This is a genomic window from Pedobacter sp. UYEF25, from assembly GCF_054061655.1.
Map to the genome: position 1 here is coordinate 39,861 of NZ_JBSSEL010000003.1, position 20,145 is coordinate 60,005.

At 37.1% G+C, this 20,145-nt stretch carries 18 protein-coding genes; 11 read left to right on the forward strand and 7 right to left on the reverse strand.

The window, feature by feature from the left end; genetic code table 11:
* Positions 1-67 precede the first annotated feature (67 nt).
* Complete coding sequence (locus ACVWYG_RS04055) at positions 68-1,030, forward strand: isopenicillin N synthase family dioxygenase (protein WP_457268862.1); 963 nt, start codon at positions 68-70, stop codon at positions 1,028-1,030.
* Between the two features lie 12 nt (positions 1,031-1,042).
* On the opposite strand, the gene ACVWYG_RS04060 is transcribed toward ACVWYG_RS04055, so the two are convergent.
* From ACVWYG_RS04060 to panB, 5 genes are all read right to left on the reverse strand, one after another.
* Positions 1,043-1,600, reverse strand: a complete 558-nt coding sequence (locus ACVWYG_RS04060; protein ID WP_457268863.1) for a DUF1697 domain-containing protein — start codon at positions 1,598-1,600, stop codon at positions 1,043-1,045.
* Positions 1,601-1,845: 245 nt separating this feature from the next.
* On the reverse strand, positions 1,846-2,187 hold the full coding sequence (locus tag ACVWYG_RS04065) for a zinc ribbon domain-containing protein YjdM (RefSeq protein WP_457268864.1): 342 nt from the start codon (positions 2,185-2,187) through the stop codon (positions 1,846-1,848).
* Positions 2,188-2,369: 182 nt separating this feature from the next.
* A complete protein-coding gene (gene map, locus ACVWYG_RS04070) occupies positions 2,370-3,134 on the reverse strand; it encodes a type I methionyl aminopeptidase (protein ID WP_457268865.1) in 765 nt (254 codons plus the stop codon).
* Between the two features lie 159 nt (positions 3,135-3,293).
* Positions 3,294-3,980 carry an RluA family pseudouridine synthase gene (locus ACVWYG_RS04075; protein WP_457268866.1) on the reverse strand — a complete coding sequence of 229 codons (687 nt, stop codon included), beginning with the start codon at positions 3,978-3,980 and terminating at the stop codon, positions 3,294-3,296.
* The gene (panB, locus tag ACVWYG_RS04080; protein WP_457268867.1) at positions 3,981-4,796 is read right to left on the reverse strand and encodes a 3-methyl-2-oxobutanoate hydroxymethyltransferase; all 816 of its coding nucleotides are present in this window, start codon (positions 4,794-4,796) and stop codon (positions 3,981-3,983) included.
* Positions 4,797-5,313: 517 nt separating this feature from the next.
* Between panB and carA the strand changes: the two genes are divergently transcribed.
* From carA to ACVWYG_RS04095, 3 genes are all read left to right on the forward strand, one after another.
* Complete coding sequence (gene carA / locus ACVWYG_RS04085; protein ID WP_457268868.1) at positions 5,314-6,426, forward strand: glutamine-hydrolyzing carbamoyl-phosphate synthase small subunit; 1,113 nt, start codon at positions 5,314-5,316, stop codon at positions 6,424-6,426.
* A 125-nt stretch (positions 6,427-6,551) separates the two neighbouring features.
* Positions 6,552-7,316, forward strand: coding sequence for an ABC transporter ATP-binding protein (locus tag ACVWYG_RS04090; RefSeq protein WP_457268869.1), 765 nt, complete (start codon positions 6,552-6,554; stop codon positions 7,314-7,316).
* Between the two features lie 97 nt (positions 7,317-7,413).
* Positions 7,414-8,538, forward strand: coding sequence for an ABC transporter permease (locus ACVWYG_RS04095; RefSeq protein ID WP_457268870.1), 1,125 nt, complete (start codon positions 7,414-7,416; stop codon positions 8,536-8,538).
* 114 nt (positions 8,539-8,652) lie between these two features.
* Here ACVWYG_RS04095 and ACVWYG_RS04100 read toward each other — a convergent pair whose 3' ends face one another.
* Together ACVWYG_RS04100 and pepT are read right to left on the reverse strand one after the other, a co-directional pair.
* Positions 8,653-9,519 carry an aldose 1-epimerase family protein gene (locus ACVWYG_RS04100; RefSeq protein ID WP_457268871.1) on the reverse strand — a complete coding sequence of 289 codons (867 nt, stop codon included), beginning with the start codon at positions 9,517-9,519 and terminating at the stop codon, positions 8,653-8,655.
* Between the two features lie 90 nt (positions 9,520-9,609).
* Positions 9,610-10,869 carry a peptidase T gene (pepT, locus tag ACVWYG_RS04105; RefSeq protein WP_457268872.1) on the reverse strand — a complete coding sequence of 420 codons (1,260 nt, stop codon included), beginning with the start codon at positions 10,867-10,869 and terminating at the stop codon, positions 9,610-9,612.
* Positions 10,870-10,928: 59 nt separating this feature from the next.
* Here pepT and ACVWYG_RS04110 point away from each other — a divergent pair, with 59 nt between their 5' ends.
* The 7 genes from ACVWYG_RS04110 to ACVWYG_RS04140 all read left to right on the forward strand — a co-directional run bounded on the left by ACVWYG_RS04110 (position 10,929) and on the right by ACVWYG_RS04140 (position 20,106).
* Complete coding sequence (locus ACVWYG_RS04110) at positions 10,929-11,639, forward strand: hypothetical protein (protein ID WP_457268873.1); 711 nt, start codon at positions 10,929-10,931, stop codon at positions 11,637-11,639.
* A gap of 54 nt (positions 11,640-11,693) precedes the next feature.
* The gene (locus ACVWYG_RS04115; protein ID WP_457268874.1) at positions 11,694-13,385 is read left to right on the forward strand and encodes a M14 family zinc carboxypeptidase; all 1,692 of its coding nucleotides are present in this window, start codon (positions 11,694-11,696) and stop codon (positions 13,383-13,385) included.
* Positions 13,386-13,997: a rhomboid family intramembrane serine protease gene (locus ACVWYG_RS04120; protein WP_457268876.1), complete on the forward strand. Its 612-nt coding sequence runs from the start codon at positions 13,386-13,388 to the stop codon at positions 13,995-13,997.
* A 374-nt stretch (positions 13,998-14,371) separates the two neighbouring features.
* Positions 14,372-17,263, forward strand: coding sequence for a DEAD/DEAH box helicase (locus tag ACVWYG_RS04125; protein ID WP_457268877.1), 2,892 nt, complete (start codon positions 14,372-14,374; stop codon positions 17,261-17,263).
* Positions 17,264-17,402: 139 nt separating this feature from the next.
* Positions 17,403-17,717: a YgaP family membrane protein gene (locus ACVWYG_RS04130; RefSeq protein ID WP_457268878.1), complete on the forward strand. Its 315-nt coding sequence runs from the start codon at positions 17,403-17,405 to the stop codon at positions 17,715-17,717.
* A gap of 821 nt (positions 17,718-18,538) precedes the next feature.
* Positions 18,539-19,162 carry a MarR family winged helix-turn-helix transcriptional regulator gene (locus tag ACVWYG_RS04135; RefSeq protein WP_457268879.1) on the forward strand — a complete coding sequence of 208 codons (624 nt, stop codon included), beginning with the start codon at positions 18,539-18,541 and terminating at the stop codon, positions 19,160-19,162.
* A gap of 161 nt (positions 19,163-19,323) precedes the next feature.
* A complete protein-coding gene (locus ACVWYG_RS04140) occupies positions 19,324-20,106 on the forward strand; it encodes a 3-keto-disaccharide hydrolase (protein WP_457268880.1) in 783 nt (260 codons plus the stop codon).
* The last annotated feature ends 39 nt before the right edge of the window (positions 20,107-20,145 follow it).

Consider the following 20,145-nt stretch of genomic DNA (forward strand, 5'->3'; position numbering starts at 1 on the left):
GTTTTGTGGCGTTGTTGGACTTACATATACGTAATTCTTACTAAATTCGTTTTTTAAAAAAAATACGATGACTACTCCATATATTCCTTGTTTAGATCTAGGCGCCTATATTAATGGCAGCGAATTCGATAGAAAGAAATTTTCTGATGACTTAGGTCGCGCTTTTAACGATTCTGGTTTCGTAACCATTACCAACCATGGCCTTGATAAAGAGTTGATAGACGCGCTTTACAAAAATATTGAGGGAGCTTTTGCATTGCCCTTGGAAGTTAAGCGAAAATATGAAAAGATAGAATTGGCAGGTCAGCGCGGATATACAAGTGCCGGAAAAGAAACTGCGAAAGGTGCTAAAACACCAGATTTGAAAGAATTTTGGCAAATCGGTCAAGAGGTTACAGATGGCGATGCCGTTAAATCACAATATCCAAGTAATGAAGTGTTAGCGGAATTGCCAGATTTTAATAAGGTTACCATGCAAGTTTATAAAAAACTAGAAGAAAATGGAGCTTTTTTATTGGAAGCCATTGCAACATATTTGGATTTGCCCTTAAATTATTTTGCTGAATTTGTACACAATGGGAATTCTATTTTACGTGGAATTCATTATTTTCCAATAGAAAACCCGGAAATCCTTCCTGCAGATGCGGTTAGGGCAGGCGCTCATGAAGACATCAATTTAATTACGCTTTTAATTGGAGCAAGTGCCGATGGATTAGAGGTGTTAACGAAAGCCAACGAGTGGTTGCCAATTAAAGCTGCGCATACTGATATTGTGGTAAATGTAGGCGACATGCTTCAAAGATTAACCAATAATAAATTAAAGTCGACAACGCATAGAGTAGTTAACCCACCTCGAGAATTGATGAAAACTTCGCGGTTCTCAGTACCGTTCTTTCTTCACCCAAAAAGCAAAATGGATTTGACCAGTTTACCTAGTACTGTCGATTCCGAACACCCAAAGTTATATACAGATATGACAGCTGGTGAATATTTAGATGAGCGACTTCGGGAAATAGGTTTGAAAAAGTAAGTAATTAATTATTTAAGAGCATTTTTGCATCTCTTCTGCGATTTCGATCAGCTTTTTGGTTGTTTTCCAATTGCGGGTTGTTGTAGGCACATTTAATTTATTTTCCAAAAATGTGTTGTGGAGTTTTGTTTGCCCGTACCCATCTGGGCAGAATAAGTAGATCGCATGTTCTGCAAAAGCGATTGCTTCCTCTTTCTTCTTTTTTAATTCTATAAGTTCTTGCTCGTAGGGTTTAGGTTTTTCGGACAAGAAGGTAACATGAAAGAATGCCTCCTCTTTATCAGACTGTTTTAAAAATGGATTGTTCTTAATGATTTCTTTTAAGCTTTGGACAGTCAGCACCAAAACAGGTATCTCGAAATCAAACTCTTTTTTAATTTCTTGCGAGATTAATTCTGCTGTTTTTTTTTCGGTGTGCGTTTCGGCCTGAAAAACTACGTTTCCACTTTGCACATAGCTTGTTACTTCCTTAAAACCAAGTTTTTGGTACATCGTGCGAAGCGTCTGCATTTTGATAATTTTATGACCGCTCACGTTAATTCCGCGAAGCATGGAAATATAGGTTTGCATTGTTGCAGATTAAAATTACGTTTGTAAACTTTTACTCAAATATAAAATAATGTATTAGAGATATATTAGAAATTAACCTGCAAATAAATCCATCCTTTGCTGAAATAGGATTTGTCCTTTAAATTATCAATATCGTTGCTTACGGCTTCGCTGTTAAGTTTGTAGATACCAATTAAAGTGGTAGATTATTTTTATCAATGCGTTAGTTAGAAATAATATATAAAAACGATCTAAACCGACTGATCTTACGCCTTTTTTACAAATTCTGATTTTAAAGCCATCGAACCGAAACCCTCAATTTTACAATCGATGTTATGGTCTCCTTCTGTTAAACGAATATTTTTTACTTTAGTACCGGCTTTAACCGGTTTTGGAGCTCCTTTTACTGGAAGATTTTTTATAATAATTACCGAATCTCCATTGCTTAATTCGTTTCCGTTTGAGTCGATAACTTTTAAAACTTCTTCGCCATCAGGTTCGCTCGCAATCCACTTGTTGCTACATTCGGGGCAGGCATAAGCATTTTCACCCGAAGAATAGCCGTAAGGTGATTTGCAATTTGGGCAAGGTCTCATTTCTTCTGACATATTTTTGTACGATGGTTATTGTTTTTTAGACAGTGGTTAAGGAATGAAGACCACACAAAAAAGAGGTGTTTCAAAAAAGAAAGCTAAATTTTTCGACTCTCAAAAGAATCTTTGGTTTCCTTTACGAAAACTTTTTATATCAGTAAATTTTTCAGCATTTAGTCGCCGCCTTTTTTAATTTTTCAATTCCAAATTTCGTTTTTCGCCGTCAGTATAATCGGTGCACGATCGGTAACTATTATCGTGTGTTCATGTTGTGCCATAAAGCCACCCTTATTTCCAACCATTGTCCATCCGTCATTTTGGGTCTCGGCGTATGTGGATGTTGTAGATATAAATGTTTCAATGGCAACAACTGTATTTTTTTTAAATCTCGTCAGGTTATATTTATCTTTATAATTAGCAATTTCCGATGGCTCCTCGTGCAAACTCCGGCCTATTCCGTGTCCGGTTAAATTCTTGATTACTTTATAGCCACGTTTCTTTGCCTCGGTTTCTATAAGGTGCCCGACTTCAGAAATTCTGATGCCTCCTTTGATGTGATTGATCGCCTTTTTTAAAATTTCTTTTGATGCGTCAACGAGTTTTTGATGTCCATTTACATCTTCGCCAATTACAAAAGAGGCACCATTGTCTGACCAGAAGCCACCTAACTCTGCTGAAACATCAATGTTAACTAAGTCGCCTTCTTTTAAAATTTTTTTAATTGATGGGATTCCATGGCAAAATTCATGGTCAATGCTAATGCAGGTGCAACCAGGAAATTTATAAGTTATAAATGGGGCAGATTTTGCGCCAAAATCTTTTAGAATGGCTGCCCCATAATCATCAAGCGCTTTAGTAGACATCCCAATGCGTGCAAAATCCCTCATCTCCTTAAGCGTATAAGCAACAGCATCACTTATTTGTTTCATCCCAATTAATTCCGCTTCTGTTGTTATAGACATAATATTTATTTACAATAATTGTAGTTAGCTAAAGCTAGCTTTTGATGGTTCTAACTTATTTCAAAGTTACACATCATAAGTATAAATAAAAACAGCTTCGACGATAACGAAATGTTTTTGACGACGAGTGTGGTGGGGAAAAGTAAATTTTGTACGGCTTTAGACCTCTTCAAACCTTTCCCAAAAACCATCTATAGGCAACTTTGCCAAAATGTCTACAGGTTCTTTTTTTACGGGGTGAATAAACTGTAGTCGACGCGCATGCAAACAAATGCTCCCTTTTCTGCTTCCCCGAGGATATCCGTATTTGTTATCTCCAACAATAGGGCAACCTAAGCTAGAAAGCTGCACTCTAATCTGGTGTGATCTGCCTGTTACTGGATTTACTTGGAGCAGATAGTAGTCGCCAAGTTTGGTAAGCAGTTTATAAGACAATTCTGCATGCTGACTTTCTTTAACTTCTTTGGCGTAGGCGCTTACCACGTTCTTTTGTTGATTTTTTAACAACCAATGATTCAGCGTTCCTGCAGTTGGAATGGGTTGGTTTCGTACCACTGCCCAATAGGTCTTAGTTACATCTCGACCTTTAAAAAGCTCGTTCATTCGTGCCAAAGCCTTGCTTGTTTTTGCAAAAATTATCACGCCACTTACTGGTCGATCGAGGCGATGTACAACGCCTAGAAAAGCTTCGTTTGGTTTGTTATATTTATTAGCGAGGAAAACCTTGACTTTTTGCTCTAAAGATTCATCACCAGTTTCATCGATTTGCACAATATCTCCGGCCCGTTTATTTATGGCAATAAGGTGATTGTCTTCAAAAAGAATGTCTTTTTCGGTAATCGGCATTTAATATTGCTCTTTTTCGTTGGGAAAGTCATTGCTTTTTACGTCTCTTATGTACGCTTGCGCAGCGCCAGAAATTTCTTCGTATAAATTTATATATTGGCGTAAAAACCTAGGACTAAATCCTTTTGTCAGTCCAATCATGTCGTTTACTACAAGTACTTGTCCGTCGCAATGCGGACCAGCGCCAATACCGATGGTAGGTATTTGAATATTTTCTGAAACTACTTTTGCCAAACTAGCCGGTATTTTTTCTAACACGACAGCAAAACACCCTGCATTCTGTAAAACCATGGCATCTTCCCTTAATTTATTAGCTTCTTCTTCTTCTTTTGCCCTTACCGTATAGGTTCCAAATTTATAAATTGACTGTGGTGTTAAACCCAAATGCCCCATTACTGGAATTCCAGCCGTAATAATGCGTTGTACTGAATCTATCACTTCTTCTCCACCTTCTAATTTCACACCGTGTGCACCAGATTCTTTCATTATTCTGATGGCAGAATTTAAAGCCTCTTTAGAATTTCCTTGATAGGATCCGAAAGGTAAATCTACTACCACAAAAGCGCGCTTTACCGCTCTAATTACAGAAGACGCATGGTAAATCATTTGATCTAACGTAATTGGTAGCGTAGTTTCATGGCCTGCCATTACGTTAGACGCAGAGTCTCCAACCAATAAAACATCTAAACCAGCATCATCTAAAATGGTGGCCATAGAAAAATCGTAAGCAGTGAGCATTGCGATTTTCTCGCCTCTTTGCTTCATCTCTTGTAAAATATGGGTGGTAACTCTTTTAACTTCTCTGTGTACAGACATGGCTAAGTTGCTTTATTGTAATCCAAAAGTAGGTTTTTTCTTTCAGAAATGTTTTTTGTGTCTGATAGGTGAAACGACTTTTTATTTAAACCTGAGCTTCTCTTGTAATTTATTCATGCATAATTTAGCTTATTAGTTGTGCATTTTTAAAGTATTTTTTCTTCGAAAACCGTGCTACCCAAACAGCTTGATCCATTTTATGGCTAGAAAATACATGCGCTAACGATTGAAGTGGCATCCTTTACTCGGCTTTCTAGCCGAGTAAAGATCCAACGCAAAACGTGTTAAAGCGCCCAAAAAATTATGTTGAACAATTATCAAAGTCTAGCCCGTGCAGAAATTAATCATCTAAAAAGCATTTTAAACATTCCTTTTAATTTTTAAAACAATAACCTATCTTTGTATCCCGAAATGGAAGGGATTTGTTCTACGTTTTATACCCTTAATAAAAACAACTTATTGGTTGACGCCTTCCGCATTTTTTATCTTTTTTTAAAACCCCATTTACTTTATTCGAATGACTAACTACACCAAGTTACCTGCTGTTTTATTGCTTGCTGATGGAACTGTTTTTCAGGGCAAAGCTGCCGGAAAAATCGGAACCACTACCGGAGAAATCTGCTTTAATACGGGCATGACGGGTTATCAAGAGATTTTTACAGATCCTAGTTACTTCGGACAGATTATGGTGACCACCAATAGCCACGTTGGTAATTATGGCATTCAGAAAGACGAAATTGAATCTGAATCTATAAAAATTTCGGGACTTGTTTGCAAGAATTACAACATTGTTTACAGCAGAAAACAAGCCACAGAATCTATTCAGGATTATTTCGAACACGACAATCTTGTAGCCATCTCTGACATCGATACACGTGCTTTGGTGAGCCACATTAGGAATAAGGGTGCAATGAATGCGATTATTTCTTCTGAGATTACAGATATTGATGCGTTGAAAAAGAGATTGGCTGAAGTTCCATCTATGGATGGATTAGAACTTTCATCTAAAGTAAGTACTAGCGAACCATATGTTTTTGGTGATCCGAATGCAGCTTTAAAAGTGGCGGCTTTAGATCTTGGTATAAAAAAGAACATTCTGCGCAGTTTTGAATCTAGAGGCGTTTATGTTAAAGTTTTCCCTGCGAAAACTAGTTTCGAGGAAATGGAAAAATTTAATCCGGATGGTTACTTTATTTCCAACGGTCCTGGCGATCCATCAGTAATGCAGTATGCGGTAGAAACCTTGACTGATATTTTAGCAGCCAATAAACCAATGTTCGGTATTTGTCTGGGACACCAACTATTAGCGGAGGCGAATGGTATTGGTACCATGAAAATGTTTAACGGTCATCGCGGTTTAAATCACCCGGTTAAAAATATCATTAAAAACCATTGCGAGGTGACTTCTCAAAACCATGGTTTTGGGGTAAATCAAGACGATGTTAAAAATTCTGATAAGGTAGAAATAACGCATTTAAACTTGAACGATAAATCTATTGAAGGAATTCGAGTAAAGGGAAAGAAAGCGTTTTCGGTTCAATATCACCCCGAGTCGTCTCCAGGTCCGCATGATTCGCGCTATCTTTTTGATGATTTTGTTTCTTTAATGAAGGGTGAACTTAGCTGGTAGCTGAATAATTGTTACTGACAAAAAAGCTTCTTAGCCAATTGTGAATTTCATCATTTTATAACCATTTTAGCCGGATTCCAAAAATAATTCATCCGCTATTCATTTACGCTTATTACATTAGCGATATGGAAACTAATAACGCAATCATTAGTGTAAAAAATCTAGTAAAAAAGTACGACGATTTTGTAGCAGTTAAGGATTTAAGTTTTGATGTTTACGAAAATGAAATCTTCGGGCTGCTTGGGCCAAATGGCGCAGGTAAAACCACCACGCTAGAAATTATCGAAACGCTTCGCACCAAAACATCGGGCGAAATTGTAGTCGATGGCTTTTCGGTCGATAAAAACCCGCAGGAAATTAAACAAATTATTGGCGTTCAGCTTCAAGCTGCAGGTTACTATCCTAATTTAAATTTGCTGGAGTTGATAGCGCTTTTTGCAGGCTTATATTGTGCAAATGTGAAACCTATAGAAATGCTGGAAAAGGTGAACTTGCAAGATAAAGCAAAAGCGAAATATAAAGCCTTATCTGGGGGACAAAAACAACGGTTTTCTATCGCAACAACTTTAATTAACGAACCAAAAATAATTTTTCTCGATGAACCGACCACTGGTTTGGATCCTCAGGCAAGGAGAAATTTGTGGGACTTGATTACTCAAATTCGGGCAAACGGCACTACTGTGGTTATTACTACACATTACATGGACGAGGCAGAGCAGCTCTGTGACCGAGTTGCGTTTGTAGAACGTGGTGAAATCATCGCTTTAGATACACCAGACAATTTAATCGATCAATTAGTGGCGACTGGATTTGAGCGCCAAAAACAAGTAAAACAGGCAAATCTGGAAGATGTTTTTATAAACCTTACCGGAAAAGAATGGAGAGAGTGAATTTCGGTTGTTAACCGAAACGAGAATTAAGCTAAGATAAAGGGGGCTTAAAAGAATTTTTTTCATAAAAACATCTTATATAAAGTAACACTAATTTATGGCAATTAAGGGCAAGATTGAGCGTGAAAAAACTTCTATCGAAAAGAAGCCGAAGTACAGCAATACAAAGGCCATGCTTGCTTTGGCCAAAGCCAGTTTTCAAGCCATTGTACGCAGTCCTTCTTCAGTGGTTTTTACGCTGGCTTTTCCACTTATCTTTATTTTGGTTTTCGGATTTTTAGGTACTGGAGGAACACATATAGATGTTGGTATTGCACCAGGCGCTGATTTGAACAATCCGGTAATTGCTGCGATAAAGCATGCAAGTATTATCCGACTGACTGAGCACAAGACGGCAGCAGAATTTTCTAACCTATTAAATAAAGGAACTATAGATGCTTTAATTGGGGTTAAAAAGAGTAGCAAGCGCGCGGGTTATGATGTAAACATCTCTTATACTTCGGCATCGCTTGATAAAGGCAATATCTTGAAATCTGTACTTAATGGAATTTTGTATGATAGAAATCTGAAACCTGATGTAGCTGAACTTAAAGAACAAACAGTAACTGGTAGGACGTACAAAACGATAGATTTTATCCTTCCAGGGCAATTAGGATTCTCCTTGTTGGCTACAGGTGTTTTCGGAACGGCTTTTGTTTTTCTAAGTTTGAGGCAAACTTTGGTTATAAAACGATTTTTTGCTACGCCGGTTAAGCGATCTAGTATTGTAATTGGCGAAGGTATGGCTAGAGTAGGTTTTGCGCTCTGCGGCGCAATTTTTATCATCCTAATTGGGCATTTTTTATTCAAGTTTACGCTCATAAACGGCGTCGTCACGGTGCTAAATATGCTTGTGCTTTCGGCCATTGGCGTAATTGTTTTTATGGGTTTTGGCTTTATTATTTCGGGTATTGCAAAAAATGAAACTATGGTGCCGCCCATCGCAAATATGGTTACGCTGCCGCAGTTTCTACTTTCTGGCACATTTTTTTCTATCGACGCTTTTCCAACCTGGCTACAGCCATTTTGTAGGGTATTACCACTTACCTATTTAAATGATGCTTTAAGAAAGGTTGCTTTTGAGGGCGCCGGACTTTGGGATGTTAAAATTCAAATCCTAATTCTGGTTGTTTGGGGAATCGCTATTTACGCCGTTGCCGTTAAGGTTTTTAAGTGGGAATAGCAATTAAAACAAAGCTTTAAGACTGAAGTGAAACATCCCTAATATAAAATCCAAAAGCATAAAAAACTTAAGAAATAAAGAATCAATATTTGTTTTATTAAAAAAATCGGAACATTAAAAGCATTCAACCTCCCAAGATCGGCTCCACTGTTTGCTGCTGACCAATACATTAATGCCTTCTTTGTCTATGAGTTTCTGGTTGGATTTTATACTGTCTGCTATGCCACACCAAGGCTCCAAACAAACAAACGGTGCATTGGGAGCTGCCCAAATTCCGAAATAGGGAAATTCATCAAAATGAAAATGGAGCCCATGGTGGTTTTGAGTATTTAATAAGCTAACACAATTGCTTTCTAACGATTTTAAAACTAAGGCATCGTTTTTAAATAATTTGTGGTCCAATTGCATTTTATGTCCACTTAATACTATCTCTTCCATTTTATCGCTTACAAGCCCGTCAACTAAATCATAGTGTTTCAGTTTAATGTCTTCGTTAAACGTAATGTAATAATCTTCGTAGTTTGTATTCGGCGTATTGGGCACTGCAAAAGCAGGATGCGCACCGAGAGAGAAAAGCATGTCGTCCTGTCCAGTATTTTTAACCACATAGCTCACAATTAGTCTGTCGTCTAAGAGCTTGTAGGTTATGGCGAGCTCAAAATAAAAAGGATATATTTTTAACGTTTCATCATTTTGTTTCAATACAAAAGTTGCTTCATTGTCTTGGCTTTTTTGAATGCTAAACATGTGGTCTCGTGCAAAACCGTGTCTGCTAAGCGAATATTCTTTCTCCTTATAAAAATAGGTGTCGTTTTTTAACGAACCTACAATCGGAAACAATACAGGACTATGTTTAGCCCAATATGTTGGATCTGCATTCCACAAATAATCAATTTGTGTTTCCTTACTAATTAAGTTCTGCAACTCCGCGCCCTTTTCTGCAACGTTTATTTTTAAATGGTCGTTTTCTAAAGTTATCATGATACTTAAAAAGTAGGAGTTGGGATTGTTTTTGTATTAATTTCTGCTTGAGTAAATATTTTTTCCATGCTCGTCTTTATACTGTCTTTGCTATTCGTTGCTCCGTTCCTCCCATATACACGCAATATTTATAATGGTCTGCACCGCTTTTTCCATGTCTTGTACGCTTACCCATTCTTGCTTGCCATGAAATGCATGTTCGCCGGCAAAAATATTTGGGCAAGGCAAACCCATAAAAGACAGCCTAGATCCATCAGTTCCGCCACGGATACTTTGAAGTTTTGGAGTGATGCCTGCCCTTTTTATAGCTTCGATTCCAATTTCTGTAACTTCCGGATACTTGTCCAAAACCCGTTTCATATTTCGATATTGTTCCTTTATGATTAAATCAAATGTTACACCGGGATATTTTGTAAGTACTTGTTCCGTTAATTTTTTTAGCAGCTGGCCATGCGCTACAAGCTTCTCATCATCAAAATCGCGAAGAATAAATTGTGCCTCCGCCTGTTCTACAGTACCAGAAATAGAAACAGGGTGAATAAATCCGCTTTTATGCTCAGTCGTTTCCGGACTAAGCTCGGTTTTTGGCAAATGGTCTATCACCGACGCTAATGTTTTTATTGCGCTTTGCATTTTTCCTGTAGCAAATCCCGGGTGGCTACTTATGCCGTTTATCGTAAGCGTCGCGCCATCTGCCGAAAATGTTTCGTTTTCAATAGAGCCCAACGTTTCTCCATCAACAGTGTAGGCAAAGTTGGCTGCAAGTCTTTTAATATCTGCTTTATCAACGCCTCGCCCAATTTCTTCGTCTGGCGTAAAAAGAATTTTTATGGTGCCGTGTTTAATTTCTTTGTTGGTGTTTAAAAACTCCACTGCCTCCATAATGGAAGCTAAGCCTGCTTTATTGTCTGCGCCCAAAAGGGTAGTCCCACTCGCGGTAATAATATCATTGCCAAACTGCGCACCTAAATCTGGGTGGTCAGCAAGCTTCAAGACTATATTTTTATCATCGGGAAGAATCAAATCTTCTCCATTATAGTTGTGGTGAATAATTGGTTTTACGTCTTTACCGCTGCAATCTGGCGAGGTATCCATGTGCGCGCAAAAACAAATAACAGGAACGTTTTTAGTTGTTGTTGATGATATTGTGGCATAAACATACCCGTTTTGATCCATAGCAGCATCAATAATGCCTAACTCTAACAACTCTTTTACCAATAATTCTCCTAAGTTTTTTTGTTTTAGTGTTGAAGGACAGGTTGCTGAAGAACCATCTGATTGCGTATCTATCTTTACATAAGTAGTAAATCGATTCGTAAGTGATTTTTGGCGGTTCTTGTATAAGCTCATGTCAACAAAGATAAATTTATATATTTGCGACGAAGATGATTTTATCGAAAAAAATTTAGATGTTTAAATTTAACATGTTTGCTTTGGTGGTAATTCTTCTATGTGTTATAGAAGGTGCCTTTGCACAAATCAAAGAACTAAAATATACCGCAGGCGTAAACATTGGCCCAAACTATGCCTACACAGATGTTAAAAAAGGCGAATGGGGGCATACTTTTGCATTTAATGCGGATTATTATCCTTTTAGCTATTTCACCGTTGGTTTGGAGGCACAAACTGGTATTATACAAGGTGGAAACATCAGAACAGATTTATATAATAGGCAGTTTGCCAACAGATATGCATCTTTAACAGTAGATAGCAAAGTAATGGTCGGTAGGTTGTTTAATGTCGAACGGAGTGAGTTTCTATATGCCATTAGAAGTTTGTACGTTGGGATTGGGGCCGGAGTTATTAAAAACCATATGATAGACGTGGTTAGATACAGGCCAAGTTTTTCTGACGATCCGGGATATGGGCCTTTTCCGGGGAAGGACAATAGCTACAATGCGGTATTCCCATTTAATCTTGGAATCAATTTTTATATTGCGGAGAGTGGCTTCGTAAGTAATTTTGTTATCAATGTAAATGCTCAAAGTAACCTTACAATTGGCGAAGGGTTGGACGGTTACAATGATCCTGCCACTAAATTTTTAAATAAAAGCCCAGATATTTATAATGTTTATTCTGTGGGAGTTAAATATGTTATTGGAAAATTTCGTTATTATTAGTAAGTACCTATGCGCGCAATTTTATGTTTAATTATTTTATTCAGTTGCAAAACCATGGCTCAAATAACTCCTTACGAACGCAGTAAGCATACAGAAACAACAACATACGAGGAATCAATTGCCTTTTACAAACAATTAGCAGCTCATTATAGCCAGGCAAAACTTTTAGAATACGGAACTACCGATTTTGGAGCGCCTTTACATTTGTTGCTGCTTTCAAAAAATGAAATTTTCGATCCCTCTGAAGTTAAGAAAGCTGGTAAGAGTTTTTTGCTCATCAACAATGGCATTCATCCGGGAGAGCCAGAGGGTATTGACGCTTCTATGATGCTTGCCCGAGATCTTTTAGAAAAAGACAATTTGCCTAAAGACGTAGTTATTGGCATTATCCCGATCTACAACATCGGCGGAAGCCACAACAGAAGCGCAACGTCTCGAGCAAATCAAAACGGACCAAAAGCTTATGGCTTTAGAGGGAACAGCAAAAATTTAGACCTCAACCGAGATTTTATTAAAACAGATTCTAAAAACTCGGCTGCATTTCAACTGATATTTAATACTTGGCAACCAGAAATTTTTGTCGATACGCACACAAGTAACGGAGCAGATTATCAATACGTAATGACGTTGATTCCCACCCAAAAGGATAAACTTAATCACATTTTATCCTCCTATTTATCCGCTAGTTTATTGCCTAATCTATACGCTAAAATGAAGGCTTTGGGTTATCCGCTTATTCCATATGTAAACTCAATAGATGAAACGCCAGATGGCGGAATTACAGGTTTTAATGAATCGCCAAGATATTCTACCGGTTATACAACGCTGCACAATACAATCGGCTTTATGCCCGAAACACATATGTTAAAAGATTACCCGTTGAGGGTAGATGCTACTTATAAATTACTGCAAACGTATATAGGCCTGGTTCAAAAAGATGCAAAAGAAATTGTTGCCAATAAACGAAAAGCTGATGATTTTGTGGCGCAACAAAAAAGTTTCCCGCTTACTTGGATATTGGATGAAAGTAAGGAAGACAGTTTGAGTTTCAATGGATTCAAAGCTGCTAAAAAGCCTAGTGAAATAAGTGGCTTTGACAGGTTATATTACGACAGAACTAAACCTTTTACCAAAAATATTGCCGAATATAATGCCTTTAAACCGGCCATAACCGTCACAAAACCCCTGGCCTATATCGTACCTAAAGCATGGGATAAAGTGATCTATTTACTCAAACTTAATGGAGTTGTTTTAAGGGAGCTAAAAGAAGATGTAATGCTTGATGTTCAAAATTATTACATCGACACATATAAAACTACTCCTAAACCATACGAAGGACATTATTTGCACAGCGATGTGAAGTTAAAAACGATTAACGCAAAGATAAACTACTACGCCGGCGATTATGTAGTTTATGTCAATCAAGCTTCTAATAGGTACATTGTAGAAACATTGGAGCCTCAGGGCATTGACTCTTTTTTTAACTGGAATTTTTTTGATTCAGTCCTCGATATGAAAGAGCATTATTCAGCTTACGTGTTTGAAGATACAGGCGCTGCTTTATTAAAAAGCGATGCGGAGTTAAGGAAAAAATTTGACGATAAGAAGGCAAATGATGCGGAGTTTGCGAAGAACGGATCGGCACAGCTGGAGTTTATATATAAAAACTCTGCATATTACGAGAAAACACACAACAGATATCCTATTTCGCGATTAGAAAGTGAAGTGAATCTTAATTTAAAATAAATGTTAGAATACTTTAATGTAGCGCCAGTTGCCTCTCTTATTTTCGTTTTTACAATGATAACCAGTTTGTATGCCTTTTATGATCATACCATTTATGGGAAGTTTATGATGCATCCCTATAGCGTTTCTCGAGGAAATAAGGTCTACACACTTATCACCAGCGGACTTATTCATGGCGACTGGATGCATTTGTTTTTTAACATGTTTACTTTCTATGCTTTCGCATTTACATTAGAAAGATTAATTGGCAGTTGGCAATTTGGTCTGTTGTATTTTGTGAGTTTAATTTTGAGTGATTTGCCTACCGTTTTCAAAAACAAAGACAATTTTCATTACAACAGTTTAGGCGCGTCAGGAGCAATTAGCGCTGTTTTATTTAGCTATATCTTATTTAATCCGCTTTCTAAAATATACCTTTTTTTCATTCCTATCGGCATTCCTGCGATTATTTTCGGAGTAATTTATTTGGTTTATTGTGCTTATGCGTCAAAACATTCTAGAGACAACGTTAACCATGATGCGCACCTTTTTGGCGCTTTAACCGGACTAATCTTTACCATTATTTTTGTGCCAGGAATTTTGCAAATATTCTTTAGTGCACTCTTTGGCTAGTCATCATGCGATTTCCATTTTAATTAAGCTTTTTTAAAAAGTTTTCTATCTAGCATTAAGTTCAGTTTGGCATTTCTGCTACTTTTTTGCATTTTCTGCTCGCAGTATTCGCAATCATAATTTGTTTTGAGATACTCGCGAATGAAGTCCCATGTTGTAAATCGGGCGTAAATAAAGAACACAATTTAACATTTTTTAATAAATGACAGTCAACTTTACGAAATAGTGGTTGACTAAGGCTCCGCAATTAGTCATATGCCTTTTTATTTTTATAACACCACTCAATTCATCTAAAATTTTTGTTAAAACAACTCAAATACTGTAAGTTTAAAGCTTGTTAAAAGTGCATCTCAAAAAAAATTCGATCCATCTTAATGTTAAGAGTAGATAGTTCTAAACCCTGCAAAATAGTTTATTCGTTATGTAAGCATGAGTATTTTGGCTACATTATAGAGCCACACGTAGTTCAACTCAACCCAAATAACGATTTTTCTTTTACGCACCAACGTTTATTTTCGCACACCGCAGAAGGATATAAGGCTTGTTTAGAAGAGATAGACCACAAGTTAATTGCCCTTCTAGATGACATTGAACAGGACGCGATAATTAAAAAATTTTATAAAAAGGTAATTAGGGCAACAGAGTTTTTTTCCAAGGTATTTGATGAAAAATTTTATGAGAACGTCCGCCCTAAAATAGAAAGAAAGTTGGCAGAAGCGCTTGAGCTGCTTAAAGCAAAAAATGAGCTTTATGTAATGGATAAAGATGGCTGGCCAGTTGAGCGAAAAATAGAATTTGCACAAGAGGCCGCTACCATTTTATTTCATTTTCGCAGAACCGAAACCGAAACTCGGTATTTCCCAACCATCAAGTATCAAAATCAGCGCATTGAATTTATGTTTAAAGATGCGCAGATCGTAAGTAATCAGCCAGCTTGGATGCTATTACATGATGTGCTGTATTATTTTGAAGCCGGGATGGAAGGTAGAAAGCTCCAACCTTTTTTAAATAGACGATATATTTCTATAGCCAAAGCAACGGAGGCAGCTTATTTTGAAAAATTTATTGCACCGCTTATAGAAAAACACCACGTATATGCGGAGGGTTTCGAAATTAGAACGGAACAATTTACAGCAAAGCCTATTTTAAAGGTTATTTATGTAGACGGAGGGATTTCTCAAATCCAACTTAACTTTAGTTATGGCGACTATCTATTCCCAGTTGAAAATGCCCATAAAGTAACTGTTAGATTAGAAAAAGTTAACGACAATTATATTTTCCATAGAGTTAAGCGCTCTGCAGATTGGGAAAAAAGGCATTACGCAATGTTGCTTGAAATGGGGCTACGAAAAGCAAGTGCACTTTTCAGTCATTTGGAGGTTGCAGATGACGAAGGAGATCTAGCATATGGTCCTATAAATTGGGTGAATGAAAATATCGAGACGCTTGAAAATGCTGGTTTCGAAATACAACAAGCAACAGGTAAAAAGAAGTTTGTATTAGGGACAAATAAAATTGATCTCGAAATAAAAGAAGGGAATGATTGGTTTGATATTTATGCAGTTGTCTGGTTTGGCAAATATCAAATCCCGTTTTTGTCGTTAAAGCAACATATCCTCCATAAACGTAGAGAATTTTTATTACCAGATGGAGAAGTGGCGATCATTCCAGAGAAGTGGTTTGCCCAATACGGCAATCTTTTTAGCTTAGCGGAGACAGGCAAAACGCTAAAATTAAAAAAGCATCACATTGGTCTTATTAATGACTTAGCAGAAGATAATCTGGCCAACGTTACCCTAGAAAGAAAACTGCAGAAATTGGCAGATTTTGAAGACATAGACGATGTTCCAATGCCTAAGCATTTTAAGGGCGAGTTAAGAGATTACCAGAAAGCGGGTTTCAACTGGTTTAGCTTTTTGCGCAGCTACAACTTTGGCGGTTGCCTTGCAGACGACATGGGTTTGGGGAAAACCATCCAAACTTTGGCGCTACTCCAAAAGGTAAAGGAAGATGGAGAGTTGGCAAAATTGCAGAATACTTCATTAATTATTATGCCTACCTCACTAATTTACAACTGGTTGAGCGAAGCTAAAAAATTTACACCAAAGCTAAAAGTTGTCGCTCATACCGGAACTTATAGGAATAAGGATGTCGCAAATTTTGCAAATTATGATGTAGTAATTACCACTTACGGGATTACTCGAGTTGATATAGATGAACTTAAGATGTTTTATTTCGATTATGTGATTCTAGATGAAAGTCAGAACATTAAGAATCCGGCGTCAAAATCTTTTAAAGCAGTTAGAAGTCTCAAATCCAGATATAGATTAACCTTAAGTGGTACACCGGTAGAAAATACGGTTGGCGATTTATGGTCGCAACTAACTTTTCTAAATCCAGGGCTTTTGGGTACGCAGTCTTTTTTTTATGAAGAATATGTGCAGAGCATCGAAAAGAAGAAAGACGAAGAGAAGGCTCGAAAGCTACAGTCTATCATCAAGCCATTTGTATTGCGAAGAACGAAGGAGCAGGTTGCGTCAGAACTCCCGCCTAAAACCGAGCAGATTATTCTGTGCGACATGAGTGAGGACCAAGCCTCTTGTTATGAAAAGACAAAATCGGCTTACCGTAACGATTTGTTACAAAGCATGGACGACGGAACTTTCGCACGTAAACAGGTTCAGCTTTTGCAAGGATTGACTGCTTTGAGACAATTGGCCAACCATCCTAAAATGGTAGACCTTGAATACGAATCAGATTCTGGGAAGTTCGAAAATGTGGTTAATACCTTAGAAACTGTGCTTAAAGGCGGGCATAAGGTTCTTGTATTTTCTCAGTTTGTAAAACACCTCAGCATTTTTAAGCGTTATTTTGAGAAAGAGGAGATTGCATTTAAATACTTGGATGGCGCCACTAAAAATCGTGGTGAAATTGTAGAAGAATTTCAAACACAGGATAACGTTAAGGTTTTTTTAATTTCGATAAAAGCAGGTGGCGTAGGATTAAACTTGACCGAAGCTGATTATGTTTTCATCTTAGATCCTTGGTGGAATCCCGCAGTAGAGCAACAGGCGATTGATAGAACGCATCGCATTGGTCAAAACAAAAAGGTATTTATTTATAAATTCATAACAAAAGACACCGTCGAAGAAAAAATATTAGCGTTACAGAATAGTAAAAAGCGGCTTGCAAATGCCTTAATCACCACCGAAGAAAGTTTTTTCAAATCGTTGAGTAAGGATGATATTAGAGAAATTTTAAGTTAAATTATTTTTGTTTTATAGATAGACCGAGAAAAACATCTCGTTGAGAAATAATTTTCCCGCTGGATTTATACCTTTTTTTATCCAATATCAAACTGAATCTTTCTCATTTTGTTATATCATCTCATTATAACGATACATCATGACAAACGCAGAATTAAACAATGCCATAGAAAAGATTAAAGATGCATGGGTACATCCAGAATTATACGAAAATATTTCAGAATCTGAACGCGTATTGTCTGGTGTTGTAGGCTCTTATTTACTATTTAAAGGCTTGACAAATATTTTTCGGCACCCCATTATGGGTGTTTTGGGAGCTACAGCTGGTGCCGGATTGCTTTACAGGGGTTATACTGGTTATTGCCCTTCAGTAGAATTAATTGCACAAAGTGAAGCTGAACAGGTTGCTGATGAAATCTTTGTAACCGAAACCTATGTTGAGAATAATTTATAGCGTTTTATTTTAAGAGCTTGCATTTTTGATCTCCAATAACAAAATGCTAAATTAATGAGTTGTCACTATTGGTACACACTGGTCGCAAATCGAGAATATTGGGTTTTTTGTAACGTTATGATCTAAATACATTACTACGCATTTGCGCGCTTTAATATTTCCATCTCTAGCGCTCGTATTTGACGGTCATTCTGCATTAGCGATTGTAGCGGAAGCCCTTTTTGCGAAGAACGAGCCAAAAAGATTGGAACGTAAAGCGCGACCCGTCTTAGGGGGAACGCCTAAAATATTTCCAAATGCATTAACGTGTATTAAAATCGATAATATTAATTATAGAGATGCCTATTATTTCCGCGCCTCCCGGCCTTACCAATTAAAAGCTTAGCTCCAAGCATTTCATAGATTTGAATTCAACAATTAAATGAAAAAAGGTCTCAGGCATCTATCGGATGCCCGAGACCTTTCATTTCCAAAATGAACGGTTACAGTGTAAAAATTTTAAGGTAAAACCGCTTGATTATCTACTTAAACAATAAAACCTAAGTGGCATTTTAATTTCTTTTAACCTGCACCATCGTTTAAGCTGATTGTTACTTTTCAACCATTTGCGGTGTAGCAATGATTGGAATTAAAGCATTCGCTACCTTAATTAGTTCGATCTTTTCTCGATTTTAAGTTTTTAGACAAAATCACAAATCTCATCTTTTTAAGTATAAAAATATACCATTTAGGCTATTTTGGAGTATTTTAGTTGGTCAAATTATTAGAAAAGGTAATTATGTATACTTAAAATGATTTATTTTTGAGGAAATTATTTAAAGATGTACTACGATTTGATGCAGAATTTACTGGGCTTAGTTAAAAAATTTGAGCAGGAAACAGAAAAATCCAATACAGATGTGCATTTATTTGCACAATGGCTTGTTAAGCAAGAGGTGAGCGAGCCGAAATCTGATGAGTTTATTTGGCAGGGAAGGGCTGAAGGACGTTCGCCAGATAGCGTTATAAATACTTCAATTGTGCACTTATATAGGTATGCAAAACTTTATGCGAAATCTGCCATTGTGGATACAAGTTTTTCGACACCCGACGATTTCATTTACTTAATAAGTCTTGTATCTCTGGGCAGCATGACTAAGAGCGCACTGATTCGCTTAAATGTGCACGAAAAATCTGCTGGCATGCAAGTGGTAAATCGGTTGATCAAAAGTGATTTAGTGGTGCAAAGTAAATTAGAGAATAATAGGAAAAGCCAATTAATTTCCATCACAGAAAAAGGGAAAGAATTATTGAGCCAAAATATGCAGAACATAAAGACTGCATCGGCTAGGGTCGCAGAGCCACTGTCTCATTTGGAGAAGATAGATTTGATTAGGCTGCTTTCGAAATTGGAAATCCATCATGATGAAAAGTTAAGTAAAAATCTTAATGTAGTTCTGGATTAATTGAAGTGAATTTGAAATCGAAAAGTGGAGTAGGCTATTGTTACCTCTCGTTCTTTTAGGGACTTTGTAAGTTTTATTTCAAGAAACTGTTTTTTAAATCGTCCAATTTATTTCTATTCCACGATAAACTGTCTATATTTAAAATCTTAACCAATTTATCAATGAAAAAAGAACTATTGTTTCTAATATCTACTGCATTCTCTGTTGCTGCATTTGCACAAGACACTAAAATGGAAAACGCCAATGACCCAAAAGCAACAGAAATTTGGGCTCCTGAGCCAAAGGTGGTTACACCAGGTAAATTACCCAAAGATGCACCTTCTGATGCCATTATGTTGTTTGATGGCCGTAACTTAGATGCATGGCATTCTGTAAACAATCCGGCTCAACCGGCGGCTTGGACTATAGACGACGGTTTTTTTACAGTTAAAAAGGGCACTGGGAATATAGAGACCAACAAGAAATTTTTAGATTATCAACTTCATTTGGAATGGAAAATTCCTACCAATATTACAGGCGAAGGACAGGCTCGTGGAAATAGTGGTGTTTTTTTGGCGTCTACAGGCCCCGGAGATGATGGTTATGAAATCCAGATTATGGATGCCTATAACAACAAAACTTACGTAAACGGACAAACTGGGAGTGTGTATAAACAAGCCATTCCTTTAGCAAATGCGAACAAGAAGCCCGGTGAATGGCAGTATTATGATATTTTATGGACAGCACCGAGATTTAATGACGATGGAACTTTAAAAAGCCCTGCAGCCGTTACTTTGTTTTTAAATGGCGTGGTGCTAGAAAATCATTTTGTATTAACCGGAGCAACAAAATACATCGGTAAGCCAGAATATAAAGCACACGGACCTTCATCAATTAAACTTCAAGATCACGGAGACCCAAGTCCTGCCATAAGCTTTAGAAATATTTGGGTAAGAGATCTTTAGAGGTTTGTTATAAATTAATTTTTCTTCATTTTTATGTGG

Bases quoted from the DNA above. Each gene is read 5' to 3' on its own strand.
- ACVWYG_RS04055 (WP_457268862.1), top strand. From the start codon at position 68: ATGACTACTCCATATATTCCTTGTTTAGATCTAGGCGCCTATATTAAT.
- ACVWYG_RS04060 (WP_457268863.1), bottom strand. From the start codon at position 1,600: ATGCAAACCTATATTTCCATGCTTCGCGGAATTAACGTGAGCGGTCAT.
- ACVWYG_RS04065 (WP_457268864.1), bottom strand. From the start codon at position 2,187: ATGTCAGAAGAAATGAGACCTTGCCCAAATTGCAAATCACCTTACGGC.
- map (WP_457268865.1), bottom strand. From the start codon at position 3,134: ATGTCTATAACAACAGAAGCGGAATTAATTGGGATGAAACAAATAAGT.
- ACVWYG_RS04075 (WP_457268866.1), bottom strand. From the start codon at position 3,980: ATGCCGATTACCGAAAAAGACATTCTTTTTGAAGACAATCACCTTATT.
- panB (WP_457268867.1), bottom strand. From the start codon at position 4,796: ATGTCTGTACACAGAGAAGTTAAAAGAGTTACCACCCATATTTTACAA.
- carA (WP_457268868.1), top strand. From the start codon at position 5,314: ATGACTAACTACACCAAGTTACCTGCTGTTTTATTGCTTGCTGATGGA.
- ACVWYG_RS04090 (WP_457268869.1), top strand. From the start codon at position 6,552: ATGGAAACTAATAACGCAATCATTAGTGTAAAAAATCTAGTAAAAAAG.
- ACVWYG_RS04095 (WP_457268870.1), top strand. From the start codon at position 7,414: ATGGCAATTAAGGGCAAGATTGAGCGTGAAAAAACTTCTATCGAAAAG.
- ACVWYG_RS04100 (WP_457268871.1), bottom strand. From the start codon at position 9,519: ATGATAACTTTAGAAAACGACCATTTAAAAATAAACGTTGCAGAAAAG.
- pepT (WP_457268872.1), bottom strand. From the start codon at position 10,869: ATGAGCTTATACAAGAACCGCCAAAAATCACTTACGAATCGATTTACT.
- ACVWYG_RS04110 (WP_457268873.1), top strand. From the start codon at position 10,929: ATGTTTAAATTTAACATGTTTGCTTTGGTGGTAATTCTTCTATGTGTT.
- ACVWYG_RS04115 (WP_457268874.1), top strand. From the start codon at position 11,694: ATGGCTCAAATAACTCCTTACGAACGCAGTAAGCATACAGAAACAACA.
- ACVWYG_RS04120 (WP_457268876.1), top strand. From the start codon at position 13,386: ATGTTAGAATACTTTAATGTAGCGCCAGTTGCCTCTCTTATTTTCGTT.
- ACVWYG_RS04125 (WP_457268877.1), top strand. From the start codon at position 14,372: ATGTTAAGAGTAGATAGTTCTAAACCCTGCAAAATAGTTTATTCGTTA.
- ACVWYG_RS04130 (WP_457268878.1), top strand. From the start codon at position 17,403: ATGACAAACGCAGAATTAAACAATGCCATAGAAAAGATTAAAGATGCA.
- ACVWYG_RS04135 (WP_457268879.1), top strand. From the start codon at position 18,539: ATGTACTACGATTTGATGCAGAATTTACTGGGCTTAGTTAAAAAATTT.
- ACVWYG_RS04140 (WP_457268880.1), top strand. From the start codon at position 19,324: ATGAAAAAAGAACTATTGTTTCTAATATCTACTGCATTCTCTGTTGCT.